Source organism: Pseudomonas sp. CBC3 (assembly GCF_037967085.1).
Taxonomy (GTDB): domain Bacteria; phylum Pseudomonadota; class Gammaproteobacteria; order Pseudomonadales; family Pseudomonadaceae; genus Stutzerimonas.
Map to the genome: position 1 here is coordinate 433200 of NZ_JBANEO010000003.1, position 19100 is coordinate 452299.

Annotated in this window: 17 protein-coding genes; 13 read left to right on the top strand and 4 right to left on the bottom strand. The window is 57.9% G+C overall.

Annotation, left to right across the window (positions count from 1 at the left end; genetic code table 11):
• Positions 1-125: 125 nt before the first annotated feature.
• The 8 genes from V6943_RS14555 to V6943_RS14590 all read left to right on the top strand — a co-directional run bounded on the left by V6943_RS14555 (position 126) and on the right by V6943_RS14590 (position 9709).
• A complete protein-coding gene (locus V6943_RS14555) occupies positions 126-1472 on the top strand; it encodes a UDP-glucose dehydrogenase family protein (RefSeq protein WP_340554112.1) in 1347 nt (448 codons plus the stop codon).
• Positions 1473-1486: 14 nt separating this feature from the next.
• Complete coding sequence (locus tag V6943_RS14560) at positions 1487-2866, top strand: oligosaccharide flippase family protein (protein ID WP_181100717.1); 1380 nt, start codon at positions 1487-1489, stop codon at positions 2864-2866.
• Complete coding sequence (locus V6943_RS14565) at positions 2863-4092, top strand: glycosyltransferase family 4 protein (protein ID WP_340554114.1); 1230 nt, start codon at positions 2863-2865, stop codon at positions 4090-4092. Before V6943_RS14560 ends, V6943_RS14565 begins: the two co-directional genes overlap by 4 nt.
• A 168-nt stretch (positions 4093-4260) precedes the next feature.
• Complete coding sequence (gene gmd / locus V6943_RS14570) at positions 4261-5385, top strand: GDP-mannose 4,6-dehydratase (RefSeq protein ID WP_340554116.1); 1125 nt, start codon at positions 4261-4263, stop codon at positions 5383-5385.
• 1 nt (position 5386) lies between these two features.
• Complete coding sequence (gene fcl / locus V6943_RS14575; RefSeq protein WP_181100727.1) at positions 5387-6355, top strand: GDP-L-fucose synthase; 969 nt, start codon at positions 5387-5389, stop codon at positions 6353-6355.
• Positions 6356-6695: 340 nt separating this feature from the next.
• A complete protein-coding gene (locus V6943_RS14580; protein ID WP_131650551.1) occupies positions 6696-7940 on the top strand; it encodes a hypothetical protein in 1245 nt (414 codons plus the stop codon).
• Positions 7903-8667: a glycosyltransferase gene (locus V6943_RS14585; protein ID WP_131650550.1), complete on the top strand. Its 765-nt coding sequence runs from the start codon at positions 7903-7905 to the stop codon at positions 8665-8667. Before V6943_RS14580 ends, V6943_RS14585 begins: the two co-directional genes overlap by 38 nt.
• 61 nt (positions 8668-8728) lie before the next feature.
• Positions 8729-9709, top strand: coding sequence for a phosphoribosyltransferase family protein (locus V6943_RS14590; RefSeq protein ID WP_181100732.1), 981 nt, complete (start codon positions 8729-8731; stop codon positions 9707-9709).
• A gap of 41 nt (positions 9710-9750) precedes the next feature.
• Here the strand turns inward: V6943_RS14590 and V6943_RS14595 are convergent, their stop codons facing one another.
• Complete coding sequence (locus tag V6943_RS14595; protein WP_340554118.1) at positions 9751-10737, bottom strand: glycoside hydrolase family 5 protein; 987 nt, start codon at positions 10735-10737, stop codon at positions 9751-9753.
• 174 nt (positions 10738-10911) lie between these two features.
• Here V6943_RS14595 and V6943_RS14600 point away from each other — a divergent pair, with 174 nt between their 5' ends.
• The gene (locus tag V6943_RS14600; protein ID WP_340554120.1) at positions 10912-11775 is read left to right on the top strand and encodes a WecB/TagA/CpsF family glycosyltransferase; all 864 of its coding nucleotides are present in this window, start codon (positions 10912-10914) and stop codon (positions 11773-11775) included.
• A gap of 82 nt (positions 11776-11857) precedes the next feature.
• Here the strand turns inward: V6943_RS14600 and V6943_RS14605 are convergent, their stop codons facing one another.
• The 3 genes from V6943_RS14605 to V6943_RS14615 all read right to left on the bottom strand — a co-directional run bounded on the left by V6943_RS14605 (position 11858) and on the right by V6943_RS14615 (position 14176).
• Entirely contained in the window at positions 11858-13081 is a 1224-nt protein-coding gene (locus V6943_RS14605; protein ID WP_340554122.1) for a lipopolysaccharide biosynthesis protein, read from the bottom strand.
• Positions 13082-13397: 316 nt separating this feature from the next.
• Positions 13398-13964 carry a DUF488 domain-containing protein gene (locus V6943_RS14610; RefSeq protein ID WP_340554124.1) on the bottom strand — a complete coding sequence of 189 codons (567 nt, stop codon included), beginning with the start codon at positions 13962-13964 and terminating at the stop codon, positions 13398-13400.
• The gene (locus V6943_RS14615; protein ID WP_131650545.1) at positions 13961-14176 is read right to left on the bottom strand and encodes a hypervirulence associated TUDOR domain-containing protein; all 216 of its coding nucleotides are present in this window, start codon (positions 14174-14176) and stop codon (positions 13961-13963) included. The genes V6943_RS14610 and V6943_RS14615 overlap by 4 nt, the downstream gene beginning before the upstream one ends.
• A 517-nt stretch (positions 14177-14693) precedes the next feature.
• Between V6943_RS14615 and V6943_RS14620 the strand changes: the two genes are divergently transcribed.
• The 4 genes from V6943_RS14620 (at position 14694) to V6943_RS14635 (ending at position 19040) form a co-directional block, all read left to right on the top strand.
• The gene (locus V6943_RS14620; RefSeq protein ID WP_131650544.1) at positions 14694-16502 is read left to right on the top strand and encodes a glycoside hydrolase family 5 protein; all 1809 of its coding nucleotides are present in this window, start codon (positions 14694-14696) and stop codon (positions 16500-16502) included.
• 446 nt (positions 16503-16948) lie between these two features.
• Positions 16949-17797, top strand: a complete 849-nt coding sequence (locus tag V6943_RS14625) for a hypothetical protein (RefSeq protein WP_340554125.1) — start codon at positions 16949-16951, stop codon at positions 17795-17797.
• Positions 17794-18234 carry a phage holin family protein gene (locus V6943_RS14630; protein ID WP_177493054.1) on the top strand — a complete coding sequence of 147 codons (441 nt, stop codon included), beginning with the start codon at positions 17794-17796 and terminating at the stop codon, positions 18232-18234. Before V6943_RS14625 ends, V6943_RS14630 begins: the two co-directional genes overlap by 4 nt.
• Positions 18231-19040, top strand: coding sequence for a DUF3618 domain-containing protein (locus V6943_RS14635; protein WP_340554127.1), 810 nt, complete (start codon positions 18231-18233; stop codon positions 19038-19040). The genes V6943_RS14630 and V6943_RS14635 overlap by 4 nt, the downstream gene beginning before the upstream one ends.
• Positions 19041-19100 lie beyond the last annotated feature (60 nt).

A 19100-nucleotide genomic window follows, 5' to 3' on the forward strand; every position in this document is an offset into this window, starting at 1 on the left:
GTCACGGGTCAGGTTCGGCCAGCAAGGAACCTGACCCGTTTGAATCTGCCCAGTTTTGCGCCACCGGCCACCGAAAGGGTCGCGCCGAGGCATGCCTGTTTCAATGTCTAATCGAGGATCCTGCTATGAACATCACCGTCGTTGGAAGCGGCTACGTTGGGCTGGTTACCGGTGCCTGTATCGCTGAAATGGGCAACACGGTTTACTGCGTCGACGTCGACAAGACCAAGATAGAGAACCTCAAGCAGGGCATTCTGCCAATCTACGAGCCAGGCCTCGAAGACATCGTCGTCGAGAACCACACCTCAGGACGTCTGCACTTCACCACTTCGCTGAGTGAGGCGGCCGAGCAGTCTGAAGTCTTCTTCATCGCTGTCGGCACCCCGCCTGGCGAAGACGGTTCGGCGGACTTGCGCTATGTGCTGGAAGTCGCTCGGCAGATCGGCGATACCCTGAGCGGCCCGGCGATCGTGGTGAACAAATCCACCGTGCCGGTCGGGACGGCGGACCTGGTGCGTACAGCGGTGGCGGAGCGTCTCGAAGCGCGCGGCGTCGATATCGAGTTCTCGGTGGTATCGAACCCGGAATTTCTCAAGGAAGGTGCTGCGGTCGATGACTTCATGCACCCCGACCGGATCGTGATCGGCGCCGACAACGATCACGCCCGCGAGGTCATGAGTGCCCTCTACGCGCCCTTCATCCGCAACCGCCCGCGCACCATGTTCATGGGCATCCGCGATGCGGAGATGACCAAGTACGCCGCCAACGCAATGCTGGCGACCAAGATCTCGTTCATGAACGAAATCGCCAGCCTCTGCGAGCGCCTCGACGTGGACGTCGAGAACGTGCGCCTGGGCATCGGCTCGGACGAGCGCATCGGCTACCACTTCATCTATGCCGGTTGCGGCTACGGTGGTTCGTGCTTCCCGAAAGACGTCAAGGCATTGATCAACATCGCGCATCAGAACGACTTCGAGCCGAAGCTGCTGCAGGCGGTCGAGGCCCGTAACGAACAACAGAAGCACTCGCTGTTCAACAAGATTTCCACCCACTTCAACGGCGACCTCAGCGGCCGGACCTTTGCCGTTTGGGGCCTGGCGTTCAAGCCGGGTACCGATGACATGCGCGAAGCGCCGAGCGTGGTGCTGATCAACAGCCTGATCAATGCCGGCGCCAAGGTGCGCGCCTTCGATCCGGTCGCCCGCGAGACAGCGCGCCGCGAATTCCCGGAAAGCTGGTTCGCCGACGGTCGCCTGCAGATCGTCGAAGGCCAGTACGAGGCCGCCATCGATGCCGACGCCCTGTGTCTGGTTACCGAGTGGAAGCCATTCCGTCGTCCGGATTTCCGTGCGCTGAAGCGCTTGTTAAACACTCCGCTGATCATCGATGGGCGTAACCAGTACGACCGCGAGCAGGTCAAGCGCGAAGGCTTCAGCTACTACGGCGTCGGCCGTCAGCCGGTTCAGGCCTGAACGAGGGCTAGCGAGTGAGCGCCATCGAACAGCCCAACATGCGCAGCGGCTCCGCCCCAATCAGGGAGCGGCTGGCCGCGCTGCTGCGTGGCGGCCTGCGTAGCAAGCTGCTGCGCAACATCCTCACCGTGGTGACCGGTACCGCCGGTGCGCAGGCGATCACTCTGGCATTCATGCCGGTGATCACGCGTATCTACGGGCCGGAAGCTTATGGCGTGCTGGGCACCTTTCTTAGCGTGACCATGATGCTGATTCCGGTCGCGGCGCTGACCTATCCCATCGCCATCGTGCTGCCCAAGCGCGATGGCGATGCGCGGGGCCTGGTGCGGCTGGCGCTGACGATTGCACTGGCGCTGGCTTCGGTGGTTGCGCTGGGGCTGTATCTGTTCGGTGTGCAGCTGACGACCGCGCTGGAGATGCAGATCATCCAGCCGTTCCTGATGCTCATCCCGTTCGTGATGTTCTGTGGCGCGGCACTGGAAATCTGCCAGCAATGGCTGTTTCGCACCCAGCGCTTCCGTATCACGGCGAGCGTGGCGGTCGGGCATTCGCTGCTGTTCAACTCGATGCGGACCATTGCCGGGTTGGTGCAGTCCTCGGCTTTGATGCTGGTGTGCACCACTGCGCTGCAGCAGGCGTTGCACGCGGCCATGTTGGGCCTGGCGATGCTGCGGGCCAAGCCCCACGAAGATAATCACGCCGGTGAAGCGGGGCAGGAGCGCCCCGGTATGCTCGAACTAGCCCGTCAGCACAGCGACTTTCCCAAGTTCCGCGCCCCGGTGATGCTGATCAATGCCGTCTCGCAGCATCTGCCAACCCTGGTTCTCGCGGCGTATTTCGGTCCGGCGGCCGCTGGGTTCTTCGCATTGTGCAAACAGGCGCTGACCATGCCGACCAATATGATCGGCAAATCGGTGGCCGATGTTTATTACCCGCGCATCAGCCGCGCCATTCACGACCGGGAACCGGTCGCAGCCATGTTGTTGAAGGCGACCACCGCGCTGGCGTTAGTCGGTCTGGTGCCGTTCTCGTTGGTGGTGGCGCTCGGGCCCTGGATGTTCGCGTTTGTGTTCGGTGAGCAATGGCATGTGGCAGGCGAGTATGCCCGCTGGCTGGCGCTGGCCGAGTACGTGATCTTCGTTTCGCGCCCGTGCGTGGTGGCGGTCCCGGCGCTGTCGCTGCAGGGCCGGTTCCTTCTGTTCGAGATATTCAGCACCAGCTTGCGCGTGCTTTCGCTGTTTGTCGGAGCACTGCTGGTCGGTAGTGCACTGGCAACTGTGCAGGCCTTTGCCGTCGCCTGCATCGTCATCTATTCGTCGCTGATCGCGATCGTGCTGATTGCCGCGCGCCGGTGGTATGCGGCCCAGCGTATTAAAGAGAGCCTAGATCAATGAAGGTTTTGCATTTGGTCGCTGGCGAATTGACCGGAGGCGCTGCTCGCGGCGCGTACTGGTTGCACCAGGGGCTGCGCTCGCTGGGGGTCGATTCCCGCGTCTATACCAATAGCCAGGTCACCCATGGCGATACCTCGGTGGTATCCGTCAGCCGCAGCAAGAAAGACAAGATCATCAGCATCGCCAGAAGCCAGGCCGACCAGGCGTTCGCCAGTTTCTACCGTGGACGCCAGTCGGGCATGTTCAGCGCTGGCGTGATGGGTGCCGATTTCACCAAGAGCGATGAGTGCCGTGAGGCTGACGTGGTGCATTTGCATTGGGTCAACGGCGGTTTCGTCGATATGAAGCACCTGGCTCAGCTGCGCAAGCCGGTGGTCTGGACAATGCGTGACATGTGGCCGATGACTGGTGGCTGCCATTACGCCATGGGCTGCGAGAAATTCACCACCGGCTGCGGCAGTTGCGATCAACTCGGCAGCCGCTCCGACCGAGACTTGTCGCGCTTCGTGCTCAACCGCAAACGCAAGTATCTGCCCAAATCGATGAAGATGATCGGCATCAGCGACTGGGTCTCCGAACAGGCCCGGCAGAGCCTGCTGTTTCGCGACTTCGACGTGCGCACCATTCATAACAACGTCGACGCCAGTGAATTCTTCCCGCTGGACAAGCAGCTGGCTCGGCAACTGCTCGGGTTGAATACCGAGAAGAGGATCATCCTCACCGGTAGCACCAGCGCTAAGGACACTTACAAGGGCTTCGGCAAATACCTCGAGATGCTTAAGCACCTCGATCCGGCCAAGTATCACCTGTGCTTCTTCGGCAAGCTGGACCAGTCCATCGCCGACGGATTGGGTTTCGACTACACCTCGTTCGGCTATCTGCACGACAGCATCTCGCTGCGCCTGCTTTATTCGGCCGCCGATGTGTTCATCGCGCCGAGCCTGATGGAGGCGTTCGGCAAGACGCTGGCCGAAGCCATGGGGTGCGGCACTCCCGTGGTGTGCTTCGACGCCACCGGCCCGAAGGACATCGTGACCCATAAGCACGACGGCTATAAGGCAGCACCCTTCGAGGCGCAGGGCCTTGCTGACGGCGTCGAGTGGGTCACGGGCGAGGCGGACTATCCACAGCTCGTGCTCAATGCGCGGGAAAAGATCACCAGCACATTCGACAGTCCTGTCATCGCCAGGCAATACCGGGCGCTGTATGAGGAAATGCTCGCATGAGAGGCCCGTCTGTCCGCACCAGGCCGCTCGGTAACGCCTCGTTAACCTTGGCTGCCAACAATCAATCGAACCAGCCGTCTGGCGGAGCAGGGCGCCTGGGCGCCGATGCGTCGTCCATTCGGTCTTGCATCAACACCCTTGTCATCTGGAACCTACAGGTACATTGAAATGGAAAAGAAACGCGCGCTGATCACCGGGATTACTGGCCAGGACGGTTCCTACCTCGCCGAACTCCTGCTGGAAAAGGGTTACGAAGTGCATGGCCTCATACGCCGTGCCTCGCAGTACAACACTCAGCGGGTCGACCACATCTGTCAGGACCCGCATGTCGAGCATCAGAACTTCGTTCTGCATTACGGCGACCTGACCGATTCGTCCAACCTGACCCGCATCATCCAGGAAGTGCAGCCGGACGAGGTCTACAACCTGGGCGCGCAGTCGCACGTCGCGGTCAGCTTCGAGTCGCCTGAATACACGGCCGACGTCGATGGCATGGGCACTCTGCGTATCCTCGAAGCCATTCGCCTGCTGGGGCTGGAAAAGAAAACGCGTTTCTACCAGGCCTCCACCTCTGAGCTTTATGGTCTGGTACAGGAGATTCCGCAGAAGGAAACTACGCCGTTTTACCCGCGTTCGCCCTATGCGGTGGCCAAGCTGTACGCCTACTGGATCACCGTCAACTATCGCGAAGCCTATGGCATGTACGCCTGCAACGGCATCCTGTTCAATCACGAATCACCGCGCCGCGGCGAGACCTTCGTGACGCGCAAGATCACTCGTGGCCTGGCGAACATCGCCCAAGGTCTCGAGAAATCTCTGCATATGGGCAACCTCGACGCGCTGCGTGACTGGGGCCATGCCAAGGATTACGTGCGCATGCAGTGGATGATGCTGCAGCAGGAGCAGGCCGAAGACTTCGTCATCGCCACCGGCGTGCAGTATTCGGTGCGCGAATTCATCAAGTGGTCGGCGGCCGAACTGGGCGTCGAGTTGCGCTTCGAAGGGAGCGGCGTGGATGAGCGCGCTATCGTGGCAAGCATCGAAGGAGACAAGGCGCCGGCGCTCAAGGTCGGCGACGTCATCGTCCGTGTCGATCCACGCTTCTTCCGTCCGGCTGAAGTGGAAACCCTGCTCGGCGACCCGACCCGCGCCAAGGAACAGCTCGGCTGGACGCCGGAAATCAGCGTGCAGGAAATGTGCGCCGAAATGGTCCGCGAAGACCTGAAGATCGCCCAGCGCCATGCCCTGCTCAAAGAGCACGGCTTCGACATTCCAGTGTCCGTGGAGAACTGATATGAATCGTGACGCACGTATTTTCGTTGCGGGACATCGCGGCATGGTGGGCTCCGCCATCGTCCGTCGTCTGCAGGCGCTGGGGTACGACAACCTCATCACGCGTGGACGTGAGGACCTGGATCTGGTCGATCAGGCAGCGGTAAACGCATTCTTCGCCGAGAACAAGATCGATCAGGTGTACATGGCTTCGGCAAAGGTTGGCGGCATTCATGCCAACAACACCTATCCGGCCGAATTCATCTACCAGAACCTCATGGTCGAGGCGAACATCATCCATGCGGCGCACTGCAACGACGTCAACAAGCTGCTGTTCCTCGGCTCGTCGTGCATCTATCCGAAATTCGCCGCACAGCCCATGAAGGAAGAGGCGCTGGTCACCGGTGTGCTCGAGCCGACCAACGAGCCGTACGCGGTCGCAAAGATTGCTGGTATCAAGCTCTGCGAAAGCTATAACCGTCAGTACGGTCGCGACTATCGCAGTGTCATGCCGACCAACCTCTATGGCCCGAACGACAACTTCCATCCAGAGAACAGTCATGTAGTGCCGGCGTTGCTCAAGCGCTTCCATGAAGCGACCCAGCGCGGTGACGACGAGGTGGTGATCTGGGGCAGCGGCAAGCCGCAGCGCGAGTTTCTTCATGTGGACGACATGGCCGCCGCCAGCGTGCACGTGATGGAGTTGGATGACGCGACCTACCAGGCGCATACCCAGCCGATGCTGTCGCATATCAACGTGGGTACCGGCGTCGATTGCAGCATTCGCGAACTGGCCGAAACCATTGCCCGGGTTACCGAATACCAGGGCCGGCTGGTTTTCGACAGCTCCAAGCCGGATGGGACACCGCGCAAGCTGATGGACGTATCCCGCCTCAAGGCGCTGGGCTGGCAGGCCAGCATCAGTCTGGAAAATGGCTTACGCGATGCCTATCGCTGGTTCGTCGAGAACCAACACCAGGCTCGGCATTGATTGATCGACAGCGCGGCAGCACAGTAGAACTGTGTGCGCTGCGCAGCAATACAGGGAAAGGCAGGGAAGAGGGCGGGACAGAGCAGACGCGCATCTTTTGGCGACTGAAAAGCAGAGGCCGGTAGCGCCTGGATGACGAACTCGGTGCCTTTTGGCCACGGCGGCGGACTTTTTTGTCGCTGTCGTTGTCCATCCATGGCACCTGATTCCTCGCCGTGGTGAACCGTCCTCCAAGGTCGTCAATCCAAGCCGGTTCGGTTCTGTGTTCGCCACGTCACATCTGGAAAATTGGGGAAAGCGCTTGTTAAGGAAAGTTCTGGCGTACAAGAATCTACTGTTCATGCTTCTGTTGCTGAACTCCACCTGCTTCTTCCTGACGGATGATAAGCGGGCCGGAATTCCATACTTTCAGGAGCTGTTCCTGCTGCTGGTCGTGGCAGCGACCGCCTGCCTATTCGTCGCATGGAAGTGGGTCTATCAGTCCAAAACGAGCCTGTGGATCATTTTCATGGGCGTCATGCTGCCGTTGATATCGGCAGTGCTTGCAAACCTGAATTTTGGCCAGCCGCTGGTGTACGGGTTGTTGGAAGAGCGCCGTTTCCTGCAATACCTGGTGTTCTTCCCGACGCTGTTCCTGCTGATCATGGCGTCTCCGACCCAAGAAGAGCTGGGGAAGTACTTCCTCTATGTAGCGCTGTTCTGCGCGACCCTGGGTTTTGCCTATTACCTGGGGATCATTCCCCAGAATAAAGGCGTTTCCTTCACCGTAGATGACTGGACGCAGTACGAAGATCTGTTGCGGCCGGATCGCTTCCGTATCGGCTCGCCCTTCGTCACCATCTCCGCATTCATGGTGATGTACAGCATGCGGGACCGCGTGACGGTCGGCAGGTTGCTGATTCTGCTCTACTTCGTCGCCTATCTGTGGTTGGTGCTGCAGACCCGGCAGACCATGGTGGTTTGGGCCTTGGCGGGTATGTGGATCTTCCGCAAGCGCATCGACTCGCTGATGAAGATGAGTGCGCTTGGGGTGGCGATTCTCGTTGTTTCCTATCTGCTGGCGCCGGAGTTCTATCACGCGCAATTCGCTCGATTCGATGCGTTGCTTTTCGACGCCACGTCCGGGCCGGGCGTACGGGAAAGAACCGTCGCGATCATTCTGGACGCCATTAGTGCGAACAACTACTTCGGTATGGGCGCGTTGTCTCTGCAATGGGACGGTGGATTCTCACGAATCTACAATTCGCACTTCTATCTTGCCGACGTCGGAATATTCGGTGTGTATTACCGATTCGGATTCCTGGCGCCTATCGCCGCTCTAGTGTTCTATGGCGGCTTCATCTGGATCATGCGCCAGTGCGCGGATAAAGGCGCTCTCCTGGCTGCGCTGCAACTGTCATTTGTCGTCAGTATGCTTAACTTTGCGCTTTCCAACGCGTTGACGTTTTCTGGCGATATTTATGGCATGGCTGCAGCGTTCTTCCTTTATTACGCCAAGCTGCAAACAGAAAACTCGACTCTTACGGCAAATCTCGAACAGGTGAATTATGGTCAGTTTCAGTATCGTAACTATAAACTGGAATAATTTTGACGGCCTGAAGGAGACGTATCGGAGCCTGGCCGCCCAAACTTACCGGAACTTCCGCTGGATCGTTATTGACGGCGCATCCAAGGATGGCAGTGGTGAGTGGCTGAAAAGCCTGGATGATAGTCAGGCGGAAATCACTATCGAGCCGGACAAGGGTATTTACGACGCGATGAACAAAGGGCGGCTTCGTGCAGTCGAAACGCCCGGCTATACCTTGTTTCTGAATAGCGGAGACTCGCTTGCCGACTCGAAGGTACTTGAGCGAATAAGTGAACAGCTGTCTAAAACGGTTATTCAGCCAAAGTTCATCTACGGTGATTTCTATCGCAAAGAAGCTAACGGCGATTTGAAACTCACCAGTGCTCACCCCATCGAACGTGCTCCGCTGGGTTTGCCCGCCAGCCATCAGACCATGTATTTCGAAAACGAGCGGCTGCGCACGTTCGAGTTCAGGCTCGATTACAAGTTATCGGCAGACTACTGTCTATTGCTTGAATTTCTGAAAGGGCTGGATCTTCAAAGCGAAGTGATGCAGTTGTCGTTCCCATTGTGCATCTTTGACACTTCCGGTGTTTCGCACAAACGACGCTTCGAGGCGATTCGAGAGGATATGGATATCAGAACGCGTTTTCTGAACTTTTCCAAGCCCAACGCACTGGCCCTCTATGTACTTCACTATGTGCACACCCATACAAAGCAATTACGTGCGTCGTTAGGGCGCTGAACATCGACAGGTTTGTCATCTGGAAATGGACCGTTAAAAGAACAGGACACAGGAGTGCTCGATGAATTACCGAAGCCTGAATGATCTATCACGGCTCAGCAATGAATGTGCCAGCAAGATTCCAAATGATATCGACCTGGTGGTTGGTATCCCACGAAGCGGGATGCTGGTCGCCAGCATCATCGCGCTGAAGCAGAACCTGCCGCTGACGGATCTCTATTCGTTCCTGCGCAATGATGACCTGAAGAAAGGCAACACTCGTACTTACAAGCATGCCGAACTGGTCAAACCCAGGGATGCGAAAAAAATACTGCTCGTCGACGACAGTATCTCCTCGGCCAAATCGATGCGGGCCGCCGAAGAGCAGATACGGGCTATCTACAATGGCAACGTCGTGACGATGGCAGTGTTTGCCGAGCGGCATAACCGCCACCATGTGGATATGTATCTCGAGCTCGTCGAGCAGCCCCGCGTATTCGAATGGAACATCATGCATCACCCGTTTCTGACCCAGGCCTGTCTGGATATCGACGGTGTGCTTTGTGTCGACCCGACGATCGAGGAAAACGATGACGGGCCGAACTATCGGGATTTCCTCAGTTGCACACGGCCCCTGTTCATTCCTTCGGTCAAGGTCGCGCATCTGGTGACCAGCCGCCTGGAAAAGTATCGCGCCGAAACGGAAGAATGGTTACAGCGCAATGGTGTGCAGTACGGAACCCTGCACATGCTCGACCTTCCCACCGCTGAAGAGCGTCGCCGGCTGAATATTCATCACAAGTTCAAGGCGGAGGTGTATGCCAAACAACCGCTGACCCGGTTGTTCGTCGAGAGCGAGGTCAAGCAAGCTATCGAGATCATGAAACTCAGCGGCAAGCCGGTGTACTGCATCGAAACCAACGAGATGTATGTGCCGGGCCAGGTCTACAACCTCAAGGCCAATACGCTGCGTAAAAGCTATAGCCTGAAGGCGAAGCTGATCGGCAAGGCCAAATCGATACTCGGCAGAGGAGTGCCGGTAGCACCTTCTTCGAAGAGCTGAAAAGAGAACTCTCGGCTGCCTGCGCAGCCGAGAGATGTCATTCAGGCGTTTGGCCCGATGCGGGCGCATTCGCCCTGACCGACGTACTTGCTGAGAATGTCCCACTGCGGGCGGTCCTGACCGTCCTTCGGCTCAATGGACAGTTTGTATTTGCCCCATGCCGATCCTGCCGCCCAATACGTCATCGGAATGCAGTGTTCCTGCAAATAAGCCAGCAGGTTATCCATCGCTTCCAGCAAGCGCGGTTCATCTGCCGGAATACCAAACTCACCGATATGGCCTTGCCTGTCATGCTTGATCAGCCAATCGATGAAAGGTTTGACCCGTTTGACGCCGAGCATGGTGTCGAAGTCGTCTTCCAGCGGTTCCTTGTATTGTCCGCTACTGTGTTTGTCCAGATACAAGTGGGCGGAAAATATCAACTTGTCGGAGGGGTCTTTCAGTTGCAGCAGCGGATCATTGAACTTGGGCCAAAGAAAACTGCTCGACCAGAAGTTTCCTTCGATGAACAAGGGGCGCTTCTCGTCATGTTTTCTGATGGCGTCGATACCGGCCTGGGCTGCTGCCGGCCAGTATTCGTCGGCGCCGTGTGGCTCGTTCATGATGTCGTAGGCGTAAAGCCCTTTCTGATCTTTCCAGCGCTTGGCGATGCGTTCCAACAAGTCCTCATATGCCGATATCGGTACGGCTTCGGTTCCTATGATCTGTTTCTGATAGCGGGCATAGTTATGGATATCGAGGATCACGCGTATGTCATGGTCGGCGGCTTGTTGGAAGGTTTGCTCGATCAACTGTGCGTAATCTTCGTCAAGCTCTGCATACAATTCTCGTTGCAGGCGTTCCCACATGATTGGGAAGCGAATGGTCTTAATTCCCTTCTCCTGCCACTGGGCAAAGTAGCCGGGGGCGGGGAAGAAATAATTTGTTTTATATTTTCCAGGAATGACATTCCCGGAGAATGCGGCTCCGCCAATGTTGAGGCCGATCAAATCGATATTTTCTGCCTCGCTTGCGGCACTCCCGAGCACAAGTGCGAGTCCGAGGAGTATTCCTTTTGACCGTTTCGAAGCGCTGCGTGTCCTTATCATCTGACTACCTCTTCTTGCTCTTTGAGAAGGTGCCGCAGGGGCGGCTGCTTCGTTTGTCCGACATGGGCGGGCAATGTTCAGTTTTTTCTAAGCGAATCTTCCTCACCGCGGTGTGTGATCCATGACTTGTCGCGGCGGGTATCCAACGAGTTTTCAATCGAATTACAGACAGAGAAGCTATTTATGAAAAATCCCCTCACCAAAAGGACGGATCCTTTGATAGGGAAGCTGAAACTACTGGATGAAGTGGAGACCGGGCATTTCATTTCCGAGCTGAGAAAGCGTGAGTCGCCAACGATTCTTGGTTTTCTCAATCAGCACGGCTACAACATTGCGCAACGTCACCCTTCGGTTCGGGATAGTTTTCTCCAGGTCAATTACCTGCTGCGCGATGGCATAGGCATCAAGATCGCCTGCATGCTCAACGGTTTGGAACCGAAGGCCAATCTTAATGGTTCTGACTTCATTCCAGAGTTGATCGACGATCTGGTAGGTAACTCCGAGGATCGTTACGAGCTGTTTGCGATGGGCACGCGAGAGCCGTGGTTGAGCGATGGCGCCCGCAAGCTGTTTGGGAACCGCATGTTCCATGCGATAGATGGATTCAAGCGTTCCGAGGATTACCTGGCGTTTTATCGGCAGCACCATGTACCGGGTCGCTATCCAATCATCGTTCTGGCTATGGGCATGCCGAAGCAAGAGCATGTGGCTCTGCATCTTCAGAAGGCGATGGACACTCCTGCTTTGCTGATCTGTGGCGGTGCGATTCTGGATTTCACGGCGCAGCGCTTCCCGCGTGCGCCGATGTTTTTTCGTCGATTCGGACTGGAGTGGGCGTTCCGCATGCTCATGGAGCCGCGCCGGCTGTTCAAGCGTTACGCCGTGGGTATCCCGCTATTTTTCTATTATCTGTCGCGTAATGCCTTCGCTGGATCTCGGCGCGTCGGCGGCTTCAACGCACTCAAGCGCGAACCCTGAACACAGACGAAAGGACGGACGCGTTATCGGCGCGTCCAGCAGCCCCTTGAAACTTCCTGCAGTTGCCCTTTTCACTGACTCGCTAGCGGGGAATGACCCGTAGCGTCATTAGCAAGCTGAACAGGTAGTGGCCCGAAAGCGTTATTGCATAAAGCAGCAGCACCGAGGTGATCGGTAAGTCCAGTAGATGCGCGCTGACGAAACAGGCGACCGTCAGGATTGCACGCTGCACGTTCAACATCAGGAGCAGGCGCTGGCCTTCGAATATCGATAGCAGATGCGACGCTGGCGCGTGTATGAACTGGAACAGAAGGTAGATCGCCAGGATCGATGCCAGCTCACCCGCCAGCTCCCACTGAGCCCCGAACGCAAGGGAGAACAGCGCCGGGCCGAAGACCAGCAGCAATAGCGTGGGAGCGACCGCGAGTGCAAGCAGCCGTTTGATGACCGAATAGGTGACCACGCGAATTTCGGCCGGGCGTTTGCGTCCCATCGAGGCGATTTCGGCGTAATAAGCCTTGCTTGTGGAATGCCCCAGCAGATTCATGGGCAGCGCCAACGTCATCATTGCCAAACCCAGTTGGCCGGTGGTTCGGGCGTCATAGACGGATGCGGTCAGTAATAGTGGCGCCTGGCTTGAGAAAATTTGCAGCAACTGCGATGGCAAGCGGTAGGCGGGAAAGCTCCTGTAGCGCTGCAACATGTACCAGCCTCGCCTCAGCGTAACGTGGCGCCAGTAGCGTCTCACGTCCGCGCGAAACGTCCGTATCAGTGTCATCGTTCCCGCGCCGGCGCCCAAGACCTGGCCCGCGAGAAGCCCGAGCGGCTTCAGTCCCACCATTCCCAACGCAATCTTGGCAATCGACCCGATGACGCTCTGCTGCAGCTGAGTCCGAGCGATGGTCGAATAGGCGCGTCGGCGTACTGCCCAGATCAGCAGCACCTCATATATACCTGCACTGAACAGGGCGAAGATCAAAATCCAGCGGTACGGTATCAGTGCCTCCACCGAGGCCACGGTCAGCAGAGCGGGGCCGACCAGCGCGAGCATCACGCTCAAGGCCAAGGTCATCAGGACGATGAGGAGGGCGGACAGCGCCATCAGGATCATGGCCGTGCTGTCTCGGCGGGGCAGCGGGACGGCAAGCTCGTAACGCAGCGTCATCAAGGGCGTCAGTATCAGCAGCAGGGCGGTGAAAACCGAAAGAATGCCGAAGTGCTCGGGGCTGTAGATCCGGGTAAGGAACGGTATGGCTACCAAGCCCGCGATTCTCGCCAGCCCATTGCCGACGGCGAGAGTCGCCATACCTTTGAATATCTTCGCGGAAGAACCGCCTGCGAACCGTTGTGTGGCCGCAACGAGCTTTTCTGACAGGCTTAGAGTTGGCAATTGCAGTTCTCCCTGAGCATGCCGTTTAGAGCAAGCGGGTCCGTCGCGGTCCTATGAGGGTGTTGCGCAGTGGCGTTTGGCTCTATTGCTGGAGCCGGAATGCGGCGGCTGCGAGCGATCCAGCCATATGAAGCTATGAAGACAGAAAAGTTTCGCCCCGCTCCAGCCCGAGCAGGCTTCGCATGGATGCGGCTGCGGCCGCTGCTTCACTGCCTCTCAGCGTTGGCTGCGCTCAGGATGCGCCAGGCCCGGTTGTCTTGAGCGGCTCACCCGCACCTTCGTCGTAGGTCAGCTCGCCACGTTCCAGTCTTGCCGGCGAGGTGTAGGGATGCAGCGTCAGCCGTTGTTCGTCCTGGATATGCCATACCTCGATACCCTGCAGCTTCAGCACGTCCGACACCATGGAGCGATGGCATCGCCACCAGAGAACCTCCGCGCACATCATGGCGGTTGGCTGGCGGGCGGCCAGACGCAGGAGCCGTTGCAATCCGCTGGCGAACTCCTCGCTTTTCAGATGCTCGGCGTAGCCGCGGAACGAGGTGTTGCGCCACGCACTCATGCTCGGCCCTGGAGGAGCTCGGCGGCGGCCGCCGAGCTCCTCTATCCACTCATAGCCGATGCCATGCTGGGCGAGCGAGGCTTCCAGATTCGCCGACATGAACTGAGGCAGGCGTCTCGACCCCGGGAAGCGGCGAACATCTGCGATCGCCTCGATACGGTAGTGGCGTAGCAGCGCGATGAGCGCCTCGGGCGTGTGCGTGGAATGGCCAATCGTCCAGATATGTTGGGGCAGGGTCATCCGATTTTGCTCAGCGCGCTTCCTTTGTGCATCGCAACGTGGTCGGTCTTGTCGCTTTTGATCTCGTATTGGGGCTCGTCGGGGCTGGCCCTGCGCGTGTGCCCTTTGTAGTCGGTATCGCGCGTATGGACCTTGGTGATATGGCCAGTGACATGGCCGGCTTCTGAATTCCAGCGGACGTGATCACCGACTTTGAACGTGTGCTGCGTCATGGTGGCTCCGATTGCCGTCGTGGGGGTTCGTTTCGGGAATTACCGGGGCGGAAATCTCCCTTCCTCTCCTATCAGCCGACCGGAAATTGGAGGATCTTGCTGTGACCGTTCGTCGGTTCGTCCTATAGCCGAAAGCAAACCTGCCGAGGGCGAAATTCAAAAAAATGACGCCGACTTGGCGAGTAAATAAACGATCTAAAGCGGCTGGGATACTATTAGGCGCAATATCAAAAAGCCACATTCTAATAGCGCATTAATGGCTGGCCAAAAAGATGGCGGAGATTTGGCGATCTAATGCCGTCAAAAAAATTTTGAGTTCTTTTTAAAACCTATTATAAAGCCGCCACGCAACGGATTGCCGGGTTCACCCACTAGGTAATCCGGCGTCCTTTGCCAAGCGGTTCGTCCGGTTGCGCGTAGTGAGATATCTGCCAGTAAGCGCCTGTACGACTTAATTAACTCCCGCACTTTTTTAAAGGCTCCGGCCTTTCGAAGTATTAAGTTTCGGAGAGACTGAATGTCTATCAATGTTTTTACTGGTGCCCCTAAGGCACTTGTTCGCTCCATCGCTCTTGCTGCAGCATTTGGCACTTTCGCCATGAGCGGTCACGCAGCTGCTGATATTTCGATAACTGCATCGTCGGCGACTGCCTTCACCTCCTCGATCAACAAGTTCAACAGCACCGATTTCCTCAATGGTGTCTGGCGCAAGTCTGCAGGCCTTTCGGTCCCGGCATCGTCCGCTGCGATCGCCGCATTCAAGCCGGGCGTACAGATCAAGTTCGCTGACGGCCAGGTGCGCAAGATCACCCGCGTCTACGTGGTTGGTAAGAACATCAGCCTCTACGTCGACGGCGGCCTGCTCGATGGCGCCAAAGTTGGTGCACCGCGCACTGTCAGCACCGTAGTCAGCTCGAATACTGCCGCGAAGCCAGCGCCGGCGCCGACTGCGCCCGCACCGACTCCGGCTCCGACTGCACCTAGCAGCAGCTACACGGCCAGCATGAATAGCTTTACCAACACAGATTGGGAAAATGGCATCTACCGTAAGTCGGCTGGCTTCTCGATCCCTGATAACGCCGCTAACAAGTCCGCGTTCGTTGTCGGTACCTCGGTGAAACTGGCCGACGGTCAAGTGCGTCAGGTCGCTGCGGTCTATGACGTTGGCGCTCACCTGTCGGTGATGCTGAAGGGCTCTGCACTGTCGGCCAGCGCTGTGGGCTATCCGAAGACCATCAGCGTGGTGTCCAGCACTGGCGCGACCACGCCTTCGGTATCGAAACCCGCTCCGGCTCCGGCTCCAACGCCTGCTCCGACTCCAGCTCCGGCGCCTACCCCCCCGGTGGTCTCCGACGGCAGCGGCATCGACCTGGTTGGCGTCAACTTCGGTTCCGGCGTGTTCGATCCGGGCACCGTTCCGGGCGTCTACAACAAGGGCTACACCTACGCTGACGAGTCCTACTACAAGCGTCACAGCGAGCTGGGCTTCAAGCTGGTCCGTCTGGGCTTCCTTTGGGAACGTATCCAGCCCAAGCTCGGTACAGAGCTGAACGCGGCTGAGCTGGGGCGCATCAAGCTGTCGCTGGATCATGCACAGAAGCACGGCATCAAGGTCATCCTTGATATGCACAACTACTACCGCTATTACGGCAAGGTGATCAACTCACCGGAAGTACCGCGGGCGCAGTTTGCCGAGACCTGGCGCAAGATTGCCGTGGAGTTGTCCAGGCACCCGGCGCTGTATGGCTACGGTCTGATGAACGAGCCGTACAACACTGGCAATAACATGTGGCCGCAAACTGCCCAGGCAGCTGGTCAGGCGATCCGTAAAATCGACCCCACCAAGTGGATCATGATTGCCGGCGATCGTTACTCCAGCGCCTTCCATTGGCAGAAGTACAACACCCAGCTGATCAACGATCCGTGGATGCGCGATCCGAAGAACAACCTGGTCTACGAAGCGCACCAGTATCTGGACTTCGATTACTCGGGTACCTATACCAAGCGCGCCGAAACCTTCCATCCGATGCTTGGCGTCGAGCGGGTCAAGCCGTGGGTGGAGTGGCTGAAGAAGAACAAGCTGCGTGGTTACATTGGCGAGCATGGCATCCCGGATTTCTCCCCGTCTGCTGTCGTCGCTACCGACAACCTGCTGGCCTACCTGAACGAGAACTGCATCCCGAGCACCTACTGGGCAGCTGGTCCGCGCTGGGGTGAGAACATCATGTCGCTGGACGTTCGGAGCGGTAAGCACCGCCCACAATTGGCTCCGCTGCAGAAGCATGCAAAAGCCAAGAAAACTTGCTCCACCATCGGTCCGCTGTAAACCGCGACCAAAAATGAAAACGGGCCTACGGGCCCGTTTTTTTATGCTTTGAAAAAGGCGGCTACAAACAAGAGTGCTGCTCGTCGGATGCGGTTTCGCTCGGTGGGAAGGGTGGGGCGCGACTTCGGTTTATCTGAGCTGTTTAAACTATCGAGCAACCGTTTCGCTTGTTAGCTACGCCGTTACGCTTAAACCCATTAGTTTGGCGGCATTGCAAAGAATTGCGGGCAAGTTGCCATTAGCCGGGTTTGGAAAAGTTAAGAAAAAAGACAAGTTTACGCAACTAACTTTCCCGGTCGGGGGGCTTGCCGAAATAAGGGAACTCGAAAATACAGACCCGGTCACCATATATGTGCGCACCGAAATTACACAGTTCGCGGTTCTGCAATTGCTGTTTTTTTACGGACCGTGGTCTTCCGGCCAAGCCATATAAAAGGTGAATCAAAATGACGACACCCGACGAAGAAATCACTGGTTACGGTGGCCAGCCCAAGACCGGCCCCAATTCTGCTTCCAGCACTCCAACCTCTACCTCCAGCCAGTCCACCACCGGCTCGACGATGGGGCATGCAGCTGAAGACGCGAAAGCCAAGGCTCGGCACGCTGCCGATGAGGTGAAAACTCAAGGCAAGAGCCAGCTTGAAGGCTATCGCGAAACAGCTGCCGATGAGCTAGAAGCTGTCGCTCAAAGCGCGAAGGCAGCTGCTCAGGAACTGGAAGGTCAGGATCGTCTGGGCTTGTCCACTTATGTTTCAACCATGGCGCAAAGCATGGTCAAGCTCTCGGATGATCTACGCGGAAAGAGCGTGGATCAGCTGTTTCAGGACGTGAATCGGCTGGCACGGGATAACCCGGGCTTGTTCATTGCCGGCAGCGTTGCCCTCGGTTTCGGGCTGACCCGGTTCGCTCGTGCCTCCAGCAAGCGAACTTCTCATGGCGACTATGGCCATCACGATAGCTCCACTTCGTTTTCATCCTCGGGCCGGGGTGGCCATTTCTCCGATCAGGATGAGCTGAACGAACGTCTGAACACCGGTGAGTCTGGAACGATTGGCAGCATCAGCAACGCCGGGGTTTCCTCAGCCACCAGTTCGCGTCCCGCTACGTCTACGAGCGGAACGGGCGCCGGTATCGGTAGTGGCACCACTGGCGCAGGCGTCGGGTCCGGTCTTGGCACCAGCAGCACTGGGACCAGCACAGGCACCGGTAGCGGCCTGGGTTCGACATCGGGCGCTGGTCTGGGCTCCACAACCAACCGCGACGGCAAAGGTACTGACGGAGGGCTTTTCCCATGAGCGAAGCACGTAAGACAACCACGACCACGGTGACACCGGAGCCAGGCATGCGCACCGAGAACGACACCTCCGTAGGAGGGCTGCTGCGACAGCTGACTCATGAAGTGCCATCTCTTGTGACCAAAGAGCTGGCGCTGGCAAAAGCCGAACTGAGCGAATCCATCCGCGCCACCAAGGCCGGAGCTGCCAGCGTTGCGACCGGCGGTGCGGTGCTGCTTGGTGGTTTCATCGTCCTGCTCATGTCGGCGGTGTATGGCCTGAGTACGGTCATGGAGCAATGGCTCGCCGCGCTGATCGTTGGCGGTGTCGTCGTAGTGATCGGGCTGGTGATGGTGTCTGCCGGCAAGAAGAAGTTCGAGGCCTCCTCGTTCAAGCCTGAGCGCACCATTCACTCGGTCAACAAGGATAAAGAAGCCGTCAAGGGGCACACATCATGAGCACACGTAATCAGATAGATGCCGAAGCACAGAAGGATCCCGCCGAGCTGGAGCGGGAAATTGATCAGCAGCGAGCCGAGATAGGCAATATCGTTCACGCGCTGGAGAGCAAGTTGTCTCCGGGCGAGCTCATCGACACCGCACTGGGGTACGTGAAAGGTGGTGGCGGAGAGTTCTTTTCCAACCTGAGCAATACAGTCAAGGCCAACCCTGTGCCGACGGTACTGACATCGATAGGGTTGCTTTGGATGATGGCGGGGCAGAATCGTCAGCCGCATTCGAATATCACCACTACCAGCTATGGCGCCTCAACCGGACCCTCGATGGGTGAGAAACTTTCGGCCAAGGCCGCTGGGGTCAAGCAACAAGGCGCTAGCATCAAGGACAAGGCCAGTCAGATGAGCCACAACATGTCCGAGTCGCTCGGCAATGCCCGTACACGGGCCAGCGACTCTGGGCGCCATGCCTCCGAAAGGCTGCGCGGTGGCGCTGACCGGGCGCGTGGTGGCTTCAATCAACTGCTCCAGGAGCAACCCTTGGCACTTGGTGCCATCGGTATCGCGTTGGGTGCGTTGCTGGCTGCTTCGGTGCCGCCGACGCGGCGTGAGGACGAGATGCTGGGTGAGGCCAGTGACCGCATGACCGACAAGCTTCGCCACAAGGCTGAGGAGGGATATCAGAAGACATCCGCCAAAGGCGAAGAGGTCGCGGCTCAGGTCAAGCAGCAAAGCGCCGAACACAGCGAAGCTCCTCGATCGAACTTGAGTTCGGCCAGCACAACCGGCTCGACCTCGGCTGGCTTGTGACGTCACGCAGCGTCGCTTCCGGCTCTGCCAAGCGGTAGATTTCGCCGGGAAGGGGCTTGA